This window comes from Primorskyibacter sp. S87, assembly GCF_049801055.1.
Taxonomy (GTDB): Bacteria; Pseudomonadota; Alphaproteobacteria; order Rhodobacterales; family Rhodobacteraceae; genus JBNAGF01.
The window spans coordinates 49,800-63,753 of the sequence record NZ_JBNAGF010000007.1; the positions used below are offsets into that span (position 1 = coordinate 49,800).

A 13,954-nucleotide genomic window follows, 5' to 3' on the forward strand; every position below is an offset into this window, starting at 1 on the left:
TTCCAATATAGAGTAAATCCCGCCGTCTTCCAGAGCGGCGGGGTTCACAACACGGGTCTTCGGCATGCGACGCAGGATCAGGAAAGCTCGGCCAGCCGGGCGAGGGCCTCCTTGATCCGGGCTTCCTCTTCTTCGCGGGCAGCAAGGTTAGCCTTGGCCTCCTCGACAACCTCATCTGGAGCGGATGCCACGAATTTCGGATTGTTCAGGCGTCCGCGCAGCCCGCCAAGTTCCTTGGCCAGTTTGCCCAGCCCCTTTTCCAGTCGCGCTTGTTCCGCAGCAACATCGATAATGTCCGCAAGCGGCATTCCAAATGAAGCACCGGGTGCAGAGATCGAAATCGTACCTTTGGGCAGTTCTGTTGCTGAGGTAAGGCTGTCGATCCGGGCGAGGCGCTTGATCAGGGTTTCGTTTCCATCCCAGGCGGCCTGACCATCTGCGTCGATTTCGGTTACCAGCATCGGCACGTAGAGCCCGGCCGGAACCCGCATCTGCGCGCGCGCCGAGCGGGTGTTTTCGATGACCGAGATCACCCAGTTCATTTCGCGAGCAGCTTCGGCGTCGATCAGGTTTCTGCCATAGCCTGGCCAGTCCGCATGGACCAGCATCTTGGCCCGGCTACCGGTAAGGCTCCAAAGCTCTTCGGTGATGAACGGCATGATCGGATGCAGCAAGATCAGGCATTGATCCATCACCCAGCGCATGGTGGCCCGGGTTTCCGCCTGTGCCTCGGCATCATCGCCCTGCAGCAAAGGCTTCGACAGCTCGACATACCAGTCGCAGACCTTACCCCAGACAAAGGCATAAAGCCCGTTGGCCGCATCGTTAAAGCGATAGCTTTCCAGCGCTGCGTCCAAATCTTCGCGCACGCGAGCGGTTTCGCCGATGATCCAACGGTTCACGGCGGCTTTTGGCTGCAGCTCGTCCACGGAGAGTTGCGGAACCGAGTCTGAGAACACGTCATTCATTTCCGCAAACCGGATGGCGTTCCACAGCTTGGTGCCAAAGTTGCGGTATCCTGTTATACGCTCCTTACTGAGCTTCAGCACGCCGCCGATGGCCGCCATGGATGCGTTGGTGAAACGCAGGGCGTCGGCTCCGAATTCGTCCACGATTTCCAGCGGGTCGATGACGTTGCCTGTTGTCTTGGACATCTTTTTGCCCTTCTCGTCGCGAACGAGCTGGTGAAGATAGACGGTGTGGAACGGGATGTCGTTCACCACGGCCAGTTGCATCATCATCATCCGGGCGACCCAGAAAAACAGGATATCGAATCCTGTGATCAGCACATCGGTCGGGAAGTAGCGCGCCAGCTCGTCGGTCTGATCGGGCCAGCCCAGCGTGCCGATAGGCCAGAGGCCCGAAGAGAACCACGTATCGAGAACGTCCGGATCCCGCCAGACCGGAAACACCAGCTGCGTCGGATCCTGGGACACGGCATATTGCGCAAGGCTCTCGGCAAGGGCGTGGATCGCCGCATGCTTGTCTTCGACTTCGATGACAGAGGCGTGGCTGAGCGGGCTTGGGATGTTCGCGTTGTCGTCGAGGAACTTCTCGGTCACTTCGTCAAAGCTCGGAGCGCACTCCAGAACATGCCCGCGGTGCAGCATGCCACCGTCATTCAGCAACCGACCGAGTTCGACCAGATCAAGGTCACCGTCATTCTCGTCGTCCTTGAAATCGGGAGCCGACAAGTCGAGCCCATACCAGACTGGGATCTGATGCCCCCACCAGAGCTGACGCGAAATGCACCACGGCTCGATGTTTTCAAGCCAGTGGTAATAGGTTTTCTCGCCCGACTCGGGGATGATCTTGACATTGCCGTTCTTGACCGCTTCCAGCGCGGGGCCAACGACCTTTTCGGCGTCAACAAACCACTGGTCAGTGAGCATGGGTTCGATCACGACTTTGGATCTGTCCCCGAAAGGCTGCATGATCGGTTTGCTTTCGACCAGCGGAACCGTCGCGTCCGCACCCTCGGCATCGGGTTTCAGCGCCGTTGTGCCCAGCCGAAGATCGTCTGCGCGGGTCATCACAGCGAGGCCTTCCAAGGTGATTTCCTCAACCACCTTGGTCCGTGCTTCAAACCGGTCCAAACCACGCAGATGGTCCGGGACAAGGTTGATCGCATCGATTTCGTTTTCGGTGAAGTTTTCGCCCCGAGCAAACAGCCCTGCCTTGTAGGATTCATTGGCATAGGCCAATCCGTCCTGCCGCATGTAGCCGCGTGTATCCATCAGACGGTAGCAGGGAATGTTGCCGCGTTTGGCCACGCCGTAGTCGTTGAAGTCATGCGCGCCGGTGATCTTCACCGCGCCCGACCCAAAGTCCGGATCCGGGTATTCGTCGGTGATGATCGGGATCTGTCGCCGGTGCTCCTTGGGGCCGACCGGGATCTCGCAGAGCTTGCCGACGATTGCGGCGTATCGCTCATCCGAGGGGTGTACCGCGACGGCGCCGTCGCCCAGCATGGTCTCGGGCCGGGTTGTGGCGATGGAAATGTAATCCCGCTCCTCGCGGAAGGTCACATTCCCGTCTTCATCTTTTTCCAAATACTCATAAGTCTCGCCATCGGCGAGCGGATACTTGAAATGCCACATGTGGCCGGCGACTTCGATATTCTCAACTTCGAGGTCCGAGATCGCGGTTTCGAAATGGGGATCCCAATTCACCAACCGCTTGCCGCGATAGATGTATCCCTTGTCAAACATGTCCACGAAGACCTTGATGACGGCATCGTGGAAATTGGGGCTGTTTTCGTGGCCCATGCGCGGATCGCCGGGGGCGCCAGCCATGGTAAAGGCATTGCGCGACCAGTCACAGGAGGAGCCGAGGCGTTTCAGCTGTTCGACGATGGTGCCGCCATATTCGCCTTTCCATTCCCAGACTTTCTCCAGAAACGCCTCGCGACCCAGTTCCCGTCGACCCGGTTGCTGGGTCGCAGCCAACATCTTTTCCACCTGCAATTGGGTGGCGATGCCGGCATGATCCTGACCGGGCTGCCAGAGCGTGTCAAAGCCGCGCATCCGGTGCCAGCGGATCAGAATGTCCTGTAGGGTGTTGTTGAAGGCGTGGCCCACATGCAGCGCGCCGGTCACATTCGGCGGGGGAATCATGATGGTGAAGCTTTCGTCGCGGGACTTGTTTGCGCCGGCCTTGAAGGCTCCGGTTTCTTCCCAGGTCTTGTAAATCCGGGCCTCCGCTTCGGCCGCATTGAAGGTCTTTTCCATCGCCATTTCGGGTACTCGTGTCATCCATGTTCCGGGTTGGGTTCTGCAATAGCGAAAGGGCAGGCGAAGGGAAAGGGCGTCCACGACAATCGCGGTGTTGCGCAGCGGTCTCTCTGATTCGTCTGCTGCTGTGGTCCAGGTCTCATTCCCGCCTGGTCGCTCTAGGGTGCGGATCCGGCAAAACGTTCCGCAAAATAGGCTTCGACGCGTTGGTAGGCAGGAGCGTGAAAATCCAGTGTCAGCAGCGAATGCCCTTTGCCCGTGAACTCCACAGTGGTCAGGTCTTCGCCAAAAGCGCGTTCCAATGCGCGCATCAACTGGGAGGGCGCCAACCGGTCCTCGCTGAAGCGCATTGCAAGGCCGGGGCCCTTTTCCTTCATGCCGCGATGCGCTGCGGCGATGTCTTCGGGGCTCATATGGAGTGTGTCCCTGCCAAATACCGGCAGGGCAGGCTGGCTTGCCACGCCGCCCAAAACGGCGTCTTCGGCCATAAGAGTGAGGGCAAAACTGCCCGTGAGACACATGCCAATGACGCCGACACCGCTTTCGCTTTCGCGATCCGAGATTTCCCGGACAAGCGCCTTCATCCAGTCCGCAATCGGGCTTTGAGCGCCCTTCAGGAACATGTTGAACTCGCGCCGGACGCAGAACATTCGCAAAACGTTTCGCGTCATTGTGATCTTGCCGAAGGTTCCAAAAAGATGCGGTAGGTAGATGCGGAATCCTGCCGAGATCAGCCGGTCGGCAAGATCTAGAGTTTCCGGCCCGATACCCGGTAGCTCCTGAAGAATGAGGATTGGTGGCCCCTCTCCGCGAACGTGAACCGGGTGCGAAACGTTCTGACCGGTCCCGAGCGGGGCGGCAAAGTCAAATACGTGATCGGGGTGCCATGCGGCCATGGGCCGGACAGTAATGCAGTTGAGATTCCGAATCCACGAATCGCGCTGAAACAGTGAATTTCGCCGCAGTTGCATAAAGCTCGGCCGGCCGACCGCTCAAATTTCGAGCAGTTTTTTTGGGGGCGATCACGTCTTGGGCGGGACATATGACATCACCGCTGCCCAAGTTCGGTCCATGTCCGCCCAATTTGTGCCAAATGTTTCAGATATGGTGGCTTTCGAGGAGAGCATTGTGACATTCGCGCACGAGATATCAGGTGCATCTGCGCCGAACCTGACGCAGGCGACCGCAGCGCAAAGTGAACTGCGCACCGGGTTGGTGGCTTGCGGGGGCCGTGCTCGTTTTGGTTCGGAGAATTCCCATCGATCTCATGGTTGCGATGCAGATGAACCACTCATCACGGCAACGTTCACCGGTAACACCTTGCCCCGTTCCGGTCCCACACCCATGATTAGAGTCATCATGAGATCACCGTCGGCGAACTATCCCCGGTCAGGTCAGTTGATGTTTTGCAGTGACGGAAGGCACAAACTCTGTCGTAACCAATTTGGTTCAGAATTGGCGGGTCGAACGCAAGGTGCGGTGAGTGGAACGGTCGGTCGAAGCCGGTAAAATCAGGTATTAATGACAGATGACATTGTCGCGGTTCAGTAAGAAAATTCTCGGGTGGCTCGGCCGACCTCTTTCTGCTGCGCATTCCTCTGAAACCCGGCACCGGGAACCGCAGACGCATGTCATCATTCTCGACGGCACCATGTCGACACTGGAACCGGGGAGCGAAACCCACGCCGGTCAGACCTATCGGGTTCTGTGCGAGATGGGGCCGGATGTTTCCGTATTCTACGAAGCCGGTGTGCAGTGGACCAGCTGGCGCGGGACCATGGATGTCATGTTGGGGCGCGGGATTAACCGTCAGATCCGGCGGGCCTATGGTTATCTCGCTTCGCGCTACAAACCGGGGGATCGAATTTTTCTCATGGGCTATTCGCGCGGGGCCTACGGAGTTCGCAGCCTTGCTGGCGTACTTGATTTTGTCGGGTTGGTGAAAGCGGAACACGCGACCGTTCGCAATATCCGTCAGGCTTATCGCCACTACGAATGCAACCCGCATGGCCCGCATAGCGAGGCCTTTCGACGTCAGTTCTGCCATGATGACGTTAGGATCGAGATGGTCGGCGTCTGGGATACCGTCAAGGCACTGGGGATGCGGCTGCCAGTGTTGTGGCGAATGGCGGAGGCGCGACATGCGTTTCACAACCATCAACTGGGTCGAACCATCAAGAACGGATATCATGCGCTGGCCTTGGACGAAACTCGCCAAGTGTTTGAGCCCGTACTGTGGCAGTGTCCGCCCGGTTTCAGGGGGCGGATTGAACAGGTCTGGTTCCGCGGAACCCATGGCGATGTCGGTGGTCAGCTTGGCGGATTTGAAGAAGCCCGCCCCTTTTCAAACATCTCTTTGATCTGGATGTTGGAGAAGGCGGAATGGCATGGACTGCCCCTGCCGGAAAACTGGCGGGACCGATTTGTGAGTGATGCCAAGGCTCCGTCAGTCGGAACGTGGCGTGGTTGGGGGAAGATTTTTCTGCTCCGCCGCCGCCGGATTGTTGGGCGCGACCGAACCGAGCGTTTGCACGAAAGTGTTTGTCCCGAAGAAGTTCCGGCCCCCCTCATAGAACCCTTCCTGCGTGCCCCGCCTCCGCAGGACCCTCCGGTGGACAATTCTGATGTGGCTACGTCGACCTGATTTTGGTTTTCGCGACGATGTCCAATGCGCGTAAATACTGCACGCTGGGTTGGTTGTCGGGCTATCCTCTTGGCAAATCCAGAACGATACATGTCGTGGAACCGGTTGCATAAAGCCGATCGTCGTCGACGCCGCGGATCTCTCCATGGGCGACGCCAGTAGATCGACCGACGTGATCCGAGATGCCAATTGCGTCGACTTCGACTCCCAACGGGATCGCCCGTAGAATGTTGATCTTGTACTCGAGCGTTGTGAATGTGGTGCCGCGAGGGACCATGCTTTGGATCGCACAGGCCATTGCTCCGTCCAGCAACGTGCCATACCATCCACCATGCACGACACCCAGCGGGTTGCAGCAGTCGAAATCCGGCGTCCCGCGGAAAATCACGCGACCAGACTCGGCGGAAAAAAGACTGTAATTCAGCGGTTTGCCGATCGGAGGCGCCGGGAGCCGCCCATCCAGAATCCCTTGCAGGAATTCAAGACCGGACATTCCAGCCAAGTCGGTCGCTCCGGGCAATTGTTCCGGACTGTCTGCAAAAAACATCCTCGCCTCCCCTGTTCGGCCTCACGCTAGCAAGGCCGGGGGACCAGACAAGAATTACGCAACGTTGCGCAACTCGGCCTTGGGCGTGACGCCCAAAGCGTGGCAGACATCGCGGGTCAACTCGGGACGGTTGAGCGTGTAGAAATGCAGTTTGTCGACGCCGCCATCGATAAGATCCGAGCACAGCTCGGTGCAGATCGCGGTTGCCAGAAGATCCTCGCGGCCATCGCGCGTCGCCTTTTCGAAAGCGTCTTCGACCCATTTCGGGATCGAAGTGCCGCAACGGCGGGCAAAATTGCGGGCGCCTTTCCAGTTTTCGATAGGCAAGATACCGGGCGTAATCACTGATCCGTCGATCCCTGCCTTTTCGCATGCATCGCGGAAACGGAAGAACGTGTCGGCCTCAAAGAAAAACTGGGTCAGTGCTTCGCTCGCACCAGCGTCCAGCTTGCGCTTGAGCCAGTCGATGTCAGCCTGTGCGGATCCGGCCTCGGGGTGGATGTCGGGGTAGGCCCCCACACGGATATTGAACGAACCGGTTCCGGCCAGTGCTTCGATGAGTTCCACGGAATGGGCAAAGCCACCTGGATATTGGGTGAACGCACCCTCGCCCTTGGGAGGGTCGCCGCGCAACGCGACAATATCCGTCACCCCAGCCTTGGCGAAGTCTTGGGCAATCTTCAATGTCTCGTCCCGCGTAGCGTTTACGCAAGTCAGGTGCGCAGCAACCCGGAGGCCGGAATTCTTGTGGATCGTTGCCACGGCATCGCGGGTCAGATCGCGTGTCGTTCCCCCAGCGCCATAGGTTACCGAGACAAAGCGCGGGTCCAGCGGCGTCAACACCTGTACGGTGTCCCAAAGGCGGAAAGCGCCTTCCAGATTCTGGGGCGGAAAAAATTCGAACGAAATGGCGGGAACGGTCATCTGTCTGCTAAGTCCTTTGATTTCGGCTCTTGTCGCACGTGCAGCATTGTGAGACAACTTCATAATACTCAAGAACAACATGAGTCAGACCTCAGGATGCACATCGAGTTCCGCCATCTAAGAACCATCAAGGCCATTCATGACTGTGGGGGGCTTGCACGGGCGGCAGACCAACTGAACATCACCCAGTCGGCACTGAGCCATCAGATCAAGGGACTGGAGGATCAGGCCGGGGTTGAATTGTTCGTGCGCCGGTCAAAGCCGATGAAACTGTCGCCGGCGGGCCTGAGATTGCTCCGGCTTGCGGAACAGATCTTGCCGCAGGTAGAGGCGATGCAGGCAGAATTCTCTTCGTTGCGTGACGGGCGTACCGGCCGAATGCACATTGCAATCGAATGCCACGCCTGTTTCGAATGGCTGTTCCCAGTGCTCGAATCCTTTCGCAAGAACTGGCCCGACGTGGATGTGGACATCAAGCCGGGGCTCGCCTTCGACGCTTTGCCCGCGCTGAAAAAAGAAGAAGTCGATCTCGTAGTGTCTTCGGACCCCGAAGATCTTCCGGGCATCGAATTTGTTGAACTCTTTGACTATGCACCTGTTTTTGTCGCTTCCGCTTCACATCCCCTGGCCGAGAAATCATATGTCGAAGCCGAAGATTTCCGAGGTCAAACCCTGATCACCTACCCGGTCGAGCGCACGCGGCTGGATATCTTCAGCCAGTTGCTGATCCCGGCGAAAGTCGAACCCGGAGCTATTCGGCAAGTTGAGCTGACGGCGGTGATCCTTCTTCTCGTCGCATCAAACCGGGGCGTGGCGGTGCTCCCCGACTGGGTGGTGCGCGAGGTAAAATACAGCTCGGACTATGTGACCCGTCCGCTTACCAGGGATGGCGTCACGCGGCGACTTTTTGCTGCGGTTCGGACCGAAGACCTTGAAAAGCCATTTGTTCAGGAACTAATAAAGCTGGCCCGGTCCGAGGCGCGCAAGCTTCAGGCGGCCTAGCCCTGTTCCTCTGCAATTCGGAAATGCCGTTTCGGCCTTTCGGCCAGACCCATACACGATCCGTTCAGGCCTTGATGCCAGCCAAGGCGGAGGGCGAAGAGCAGCTATGCGCGGCTTGCCTCTTGGCAAGGGGCGATGTGGCAATTATACGCGCGTTCTGACCGAACAGGAGCTTCCGGATATGATTGGCAGTGCAAATCTAAACATCATGATCAAAGCCGCGCGCAAAGCGGGTCGGTCGCTGGTCAAGGATTTCCGCGAGGTGGAGAACCTTCAGGTTTCGACCAAGGGTGCTGGAGACTTCGTGTCGAAAGCCGATATTTCTGCCGAAGACATACTCAAGGAAGAACTGCGAACCGCTCGCCCAAGCTATGGCTGGCTGGGCGAGGAGAGTGGCGGAGAAGATGGAGAGGATCCGACCCGGCGTTGGATTGTCGACCCGCTGGACGGCACCACGAATTTCCTGCACGGGTTGCCGCATTGGGCCGTTTCGATTGCCTTGGAGCACAAAGGGCAGGTCGTCGCGGGCGTGGTGTTTGACGCCGCCAAGGACGAGATGTTCTATGCCGAAAAAGGGGCTGGCGCCTGGATGAATGACAGGCGAATCCGGGTCTCGGGGCGATCCCGAATGATCGAATCTGTATTCGCCACGGGTCTGCCATTTGGTGGTCGTACCGACCTGCCGGTCGTTCTGCAGGATCTGGCACGGATCAGCCCTGCGGTTGCTGGTATCCGGCGCTGGGGATCGGCTGCGCTCGACATGGCCTATGTGGCGGCGGGCCGATATGAAGGCTATTGGGAGCGTCGTCTGAATTCATGGGATATTGCCGCCGGGATCATTCTGGTGCGCGAGGCAGGGGGGCTTGTGCAACCGCTGGATCCAGCGGGCGACCTGCTGTCAGACGGCGAAGTGATCTGCGCCAACGAGCCAATCTTTGACAATTTTGCCAAGGTGATCCGGGGCTGACCATTCCGCCGACGACCCCATGACCTGTTTCTGCGCCCCGCCAGTCCAGTCTTTTGCATAGGCTTTGATCAACGCCGCGGGGGTTTCCCGGGCGGCTTGCGGTAGGTGCTGCGCCCGGCTCTCGGTATGCGCGTCGCCGAAAAACGATAGTCTGGTTCCGGATGCGGAGGGTGCCCCTCTGTGCGGGTCCAGAACGCCGGCCCTCCGCGCCGCAACCAGAGCGGCAAAGTCAGGACGAGGCCAACGAGAAAGCCACCCGTATGTGCCCAGTACGCGACGCCACCCTGATCCGGATCCGAGCTCAGGCTGCCCAGAAACTGCATGCCTAGCCAGACGCCCAGCATCACGAATGCGGGGATTGAAAAGACCCGGAAATACACGATCAGGATAAGCAGGATGTCGACCCGTGCCTTGGGAAACAGCAGGAGGTAGCCGCCCATCACGCCTGCAATGGCACCCGAAGCTCCGACGGTGGGCACCACCGAATAGGGCGACGAGATGATATGGATCAGGCCTGCGCCAATGCCGCTTGCAAGGTAAAAGGCGAGAAACAGCAGATGTCCCATCTCGTCTTCGAGATTATCTCCGAATATCCACAAGAACAGCATGTTACCTGCCAGATGCATGATGCCGCCGTGCAGGAACATCGAGCTCAAAACGGTTTCAAATCCGCCACCGTCTGTGATGCGGGCCGGGATCATTGCGTATTCCGAGAATAACTTATTAATCAGCTGAGGGTTGTCCATCATCCCCCAATAGCTGACAAAAACCAGAATGTTGGCTGCCATCAGAACATAGACAACGTACGGAGTGCGGCCGGACGGATTGTGATCGCGTATCGGAAAAATGGTGAGCCTCGTAGAGTCAGTGTTTTCAGGTGCTTAATTGGTTGTCTGCCGGATCAAGCCACCTTGATGTTCACCTTTATCCAGTAACAATTGGCTTCGATCAACCGGCAACACAAGTTTGGTCGAGGCGTGGACAGCGGCCGGGAGTCCAGCCCACCTGACGTCGATCATGGCGGGTGCGCGCATTGCCCGGCGACAAGCACTGGGCATTGGGGCAAGAAAACAATGCTGCCCATGAGATGCCGGCGTTTAGCTATCGGCGACTGTGTTTCCAGCCGAAGCGAAAAAAGCCGAGAGGTCGCCTTGAAAGAGCTCTGTCTGATCTGCCGCATAGAATGGGCGCCGGCGTTATCTCCAAGCGGGAGTGCATGAGCGCGTCAGCTCATGCCCCCCAACAAGGCGGCATTTCCCCCGGCGGCGGTTGTGTCGACACAGACATGACGCTCGCTGCGTACGCGGGTTAGGTCAGGCACCCCCGGCATCATCGGCAGAATTGGGCCATCCCGACGTGACAGGTGTTGTTCGATCCTGCGCGCGGTATCGTCATCCCCCCACCAGAGAACCCCTGAAATTCCCTGCACGTGCTCAAGCCGATGCAGATCAAGTGCGCCGGTTGCCCGGATCGCCGTGCCTCCTAGCTTTGCTACCGCTTCGGCTTGGATTGCCACTGCCTCTGGCCCCGGACCAAGGCAGAGCAGCGGCGATCGGGCACGCGTACTGAGGCGGTTGGATTCGCCGGTCGGTCCGGGCAGTGAAGACGTCTGCACCGAGGCTGCCCTGCCAGATGGTGCGGGCAGCTCGTTCATGACTGTTTTCCATTCGCCTTGGGTAAACTGCCTGTCTGGGGCGCAGAACCGGGCCATGTAGTTCGGCCCGCCTGCCTTCGGGCCGGTGCCTGATAATCCTTCGCCACCAAAAGGTTGCGAACCGACAATGGCTCCGATCTGGTTGCGATTGACATAGATATTGCCGGCTTCGACGGCATCGGTCACATGCTGCACGCGATCGTCGATACGTGTGTGCAGGCCAAAGGTCAGCCCATATCCCGTGGCATTGATCGCATCAATGATCCTGTCCAGATCCTCGGACCGGAAACGGGCAACGTGCAGCACCGGTCCGAATATTTCCTGTTTGAGCGCGGATATGCCGGGGAGCTCGATCAGAGTTGGGGCTACAAAGGTGCCGTGTTCCGGGATTTCGATTTCCTTGAGGATGCGTCCCTCGCTGCGCGCCTTGTCGACATGGCCTGCAATCCCGTCACGGGCGGCGCTGTCGATGACCGGGCCAAGATCGGTCGAGAGATGCCACGGATCTCCGGGCCGCAATGCCTCCATGGCGCCCTTGAGCATCGTCAGAAAATCATCGGCGATGTCTTCCTGAACATAAAGACATCGCAGGGCGGAGCATCTTTGCCCGGCAGATTGGAAGGCGCTCTCTATGATGGATTGAACAGCCTGCTCGGGCAACGCGGTGGAATCGACGATCATTGCGTTCAGGCCGCCGGTTTCTGCGATCAGCGGGGCGCCGGGACGGAGGTGCTCGGCCATGACAGAGCGGATCTTCCGGGCTGTGTCCGTCGAGCCAGTGAATGCAACACCGGACACGCGCGAATCCGAGGTCAGCGCCGCTCCGACCGCTGGCCCGCCGGGAAGAAGTTGCAATGCCTCGCGAGGCACGCCGGATTCATGCAGCAATTGTACTGCGCGGTGTGCAATCAGCGGTGTCTGTGGTGCCGGCTTTGCCAGAACAGCGTTTCCAGTTGCCAGCGCGGCAGCGATCTGACCCGAGAAGATTGCCAGTGGAAAGTTCCACGGGCTGATGCAGGTGAATATGCCTGCCGGTTTTGCCTCGGGGATGCGGGCCGCGTAATATCGCAGAAAGTCTACCGCTTCGCGCAACTCGGCCACGCAATCGGGGAGCGTTTTTCCTGCTTCTCGCGAAAGAAGGGCGAACAGCTCTCCGAAACTGGCTTCGTAGAGATCAGCGGCGCGGTTGAGGATCTCGGCACGCTCCGATGCTGGCGCTGACCACGTGCTGGCAGCTGCCAGCGCCTGCTCCACATCGCTGGCGCTGGCCGGAGCAACGATTCCCGGCCGATCGGCGGGGTTCGCCGGGTTAGAAACCGCCTCATCAGCCTCTGGAGAGGCCTCTTCGGCGGTCAGCGGCGCAGCGCGCCACTGGTGGGAGACAAACGGTCCGCGCGCCATTTCGATTGCCGCAAGGGTGGGCGTGTGGGTCAGATCAAAGCCTTTGGAGTTAATCCGTTCCGGAGCAAACAACTCCGGCCCGGAAACAAGAGGGCGCGCCGCGTGGACAAGTGCCTCAAAAGGGTCGGCGGCAACCACTTCGGGCGGCACGTCCTCGTCAACGATCTGATTGACGAACGAACTGTTCGCCCCATTTTCCAGCAGCCGACGGACAAGATAGGCCAACAGGTCACGATGAGCCCCGACCGGGGCGTAGATCCGGCAGCGTGACCGATTCCGAATGCGGACAAGATCATGCAAAGTTTCGCCCATGCCATGAAGTCTCTGAAACTCGAAAGGCGCATCGCCGGCCATGTGAAGGATTGCACTGACAGTATGCGCGTTGTGAGTGGCAAACTGGGGATAAACCCGGTCGGTCATGTTCAGCAATTTGCGCGCATTGGCGATGTAGGAGACATCTGTGGCAGCCTTGCGGGTGAACACCGGGAATCCGTCAACCCCTTCAACCTGCGCGCGTTTGACTTCGGTATCCCAATAGGCCCCTTTGACCAGTCGCACCATCAGCTTGCGATCGTAACGTGTGGCCATCTCGTAGAGCGCATCAATAACCTGCCCGGCACGTGGGCCATAAGCTTGCACCACGACGCCAAAGCCATCCCAGCCCTTGAGCGCAGGGTTGGCCATGACTGTTTCGATCACCTGTAGTGATAGCGACAGCCGATCAGCTTCTTCCGCATCAACGTTCAGACCCATTCCTGCCGCCTTTGCGAGCAATGCCAAGGCCTCGAGACGGGGAACAAGCTCGTCCATGACCCGCTGCTCCTGAGCCACTTCGTACCGGGGATGCAGTGCGGAGAGCTTTACCGAAATTCCGGGGTTGGCTCGGATATCTTCGCTTGAACAGGCTTCGGCAATGGCAGAAATGGCTTTGGAATAAGCAAGATGGTAACGGGCCGCGTCGGAGTCGGTTCGTGCGGCTTCGCCCAGCATGTCATAGGAGTAGGTGTATCCCTTATCTTCCATGGCGCTGGCCCGACCCATGGCCGAGGCAATGGTTTCGCCCAAGACGAACTGACGACCCATCTCTTTCATGGCGCGGGACACCGCCGTTCGGATGACCGGCTCGCCCAGACGTTTGATCGCCCCGCGCAAAGCCCCCACTGGGCTTGTGCTGTCCTCCAAAACCTTTCCGGTCAGCATCAAGGCCCAGGTTGAGGCGTTGACCAGCGGGGACGAGCTTTGTCCCAGGTGCCGCCCCCAGTCCGACGGGGCAATCTTATCTTCGATCAGAGCGTCGATCGTGTCGGCATCCGGCACCCGCAGCAGCGCTTCGGCCAGACACATCAGTGCGATGCCTTCGTCGGTCGAGAGGCCATATTCGGCAAGAAAAACCTCCATCATGCCCGGCGCTGAGCTTGAGCGGATATCGCGCACGAGATCAGCAGCGGACTGGCAGATCGCCTGGCGCTCACCTTCGGTGAGTTGCGCCTGTGCAATCAGTTCAGCAAGAACGGCGTCAGTATCGGCATAGGTGCCGACATCAATCCGGTGACGTAGATCGTTGGTCATCAGGCTCTCGCAA

9 protein-coding genes are annotated in these 13,954 nt (G+C 58.8%); 3 read left to right on the top strand and 6 right to left on the bottom strand.

All coding sequences use genetic code 11. The annotated features are described in order from the left end of the window. Positions 1–77: 77 nt before the first annotated feature. Together ACP15U_RS13170 and ACP15U_RS13175 are read right to left on the bottom strand one after the other, a co-directional pair. Entirely contained in the window at positions 78–3,236 is a 3,159-nt protein-coding gene (locus ACP15U_RS13170) for a valine--tRNA ligase (protein WP_425045785.1), read from the bottom strand. 155 nt (positions 3,237–3,391) lie between these two features. Next, positions 3,392–4,129: a dienelactone hydrolase family protein gene (locus ACP15U_RS13175; protein WP_425045610.1), complete on the bottom strand. Its 738-nt coding sequence runs from the start codon at positions 4,127–4,129 to the stop codon at positions 3,392–3,394. A gap of 632 nt (positions 4,130–4,761) precedes the next feature. Between ACP15U_RS13175 and ACP15U_RS13180 the strand changes: the two genes are divergently transcribed. Then, positions 4,762–5,877: a DUF2235 domain-containing protein gene (locus ACP15U_RS13180; protein ID WP_425045611.1), complete on the top strand. Its 1,116-nt coding sequence runs from the start codon at positions 4,762–4,764 to the stop codon at positions 5,875–5,877. 61 nt (positions 5,878–5,938) lie between these two features. Here the strand turns inward: ACP15U_RS13180 and ACP15U_RS13185 are convergent, their stop codons facing one another. Both ACP15U_RS13185 and metF read right to left on the bottom strand, forming a co-directional pair. Next, a complete protein-coding gene (locus ACP15U_RS13185; RefSeq protein WP_425045612.1) occupies positions 5,939–6,424 on the bottom strand; it encodes a PaaI family thioesterase in 486 nt (161 codons plus the stop codon). Positions 6,425–6,478: 54 nt separating this feature from the next. Then, entirely contained in the window at positions 6,479–7,348 is an 870-nt protein-coding gene (gene metF / locus ACP15U_RS13190; protein WP_425045613.1) for a methylenetetrahydrofolate reductase [NAD(P)H], read from the bottom strand. A 96-nt stretch (positions 7,349–7,444) separates the two neighbouring features. On the opposite strand from metF, the gene ACP15U_RS13195 reads away from it, so the two are divergent. After that, the gene (locus ACP15U_RS13195) at positions 7,445–8,350 is read left to right on the top strand and encodes a LysR family transcriptional regulator (protein ID WP_425045614.1); all 906 of its coding nucleotides are present in this window, start codon (positions 7,445–7,447) and stop codon (positions 8,348–8,350) included. Between the two features lie 181 nt (positions 8,351–8,531). Continuing rightward, on the top strand, positions 8,532–9,317 hold the full coding sequence (locus ACP15U_RS13200; RefSeq protein WP_425045786.1) for an inositol monophosphatase family protein: 786 nt from the start codon (positions 8,532–8,534) through the stop codon (positions 9,315–9,317). Between the two features lie 68 nt (positions 9,318–9,385). On the opposite strand, the gene ACP15U_RS13205 is transcribed toward ACP15U_RS13200, so the two are convergent. Beyond that, on the bottom strand, positions 9,386–10,165 hold the full coding sequence (locus ACP15U_RS13205) for a rhomboid family intramembrane serine protease (protein WP_425045787.1): 780 nt from the start codon (positions 10,163–10,165) through the stop codon (positions 9,386–9,388). Positions 10,166–10,542: 377 nt separating this feature from the next. Continuing rightward, on the bottom strand, positions 10,543–13,941 hold the full coding sequence (gene putA / locus ACP15U_RS13210; protein WP_425045615.1) for a bifunctional proline dehydrogenase/L-glutamate gamma-semialdehyde dehydrogenase PutA: 3,399 nt from the start codon (positions 13,939–13,941) through the stop codon (positions 10,543–10,545). Positions 13,942–13,954: the final 13 nt, after the last annotated feature.

Coding starts and splice junctions, on each gene's coding strand:
- metF (WP_425045613.1), bottom strand. CDS start 7,348: ATGACCGTTCCCGCCATTTCGTTCGAATTTTTTCCGCCCCAGAATCTG.
- ACP15U_RS13185 (WP_425045612.1), bottom strand. CDS start 6,424: ATGTTTTTTGCAGACAGTCCGGAACAATTGCCCGGAGCGACCGACTTG.
- ACP15U_RS13195 (WP_425045614.1), top strand. CDS start 7,445: ATGCACATCGAGTTCCGCCATCTAAGAACCATCAAGGCCATTCATGAC.
- ACP15U_RS13180 (WP_425045611.1), top strand. CDS start 4,762: ATGACATTGTCGCGGTTCAGTAAGAAAATTCTCGGGTGGCTCGGCCGA.
- ACP15U_RS13175 (WP_425045610.1), bottom strand. CDS start 4,129: ATGGCCGCATGGCACCCCGATCACGTATTTGACTTTGCCGCCCCGCTC.
- ACP15U_RS13170 (WP_425045785.1), bottom strand. CDS start 3,236: ATGGCGATGGAAAAGACCTTCAATGCGGCCGAAGCGGAGGCCCGGATT.
- putA (WP_425045615.1), bottom strand. CDS start 13,941: ATGACCAACGATCTACGTCACCGGATTGATGTCGGCACCTATGCCGAT.
- ACP15U_RS13200 (WP_425045786.1), top strand. CDS start 8,532: ATGATTGGCAGTGCAAATCTAAACATCATGATCAAAGCCGCGCGCAAA.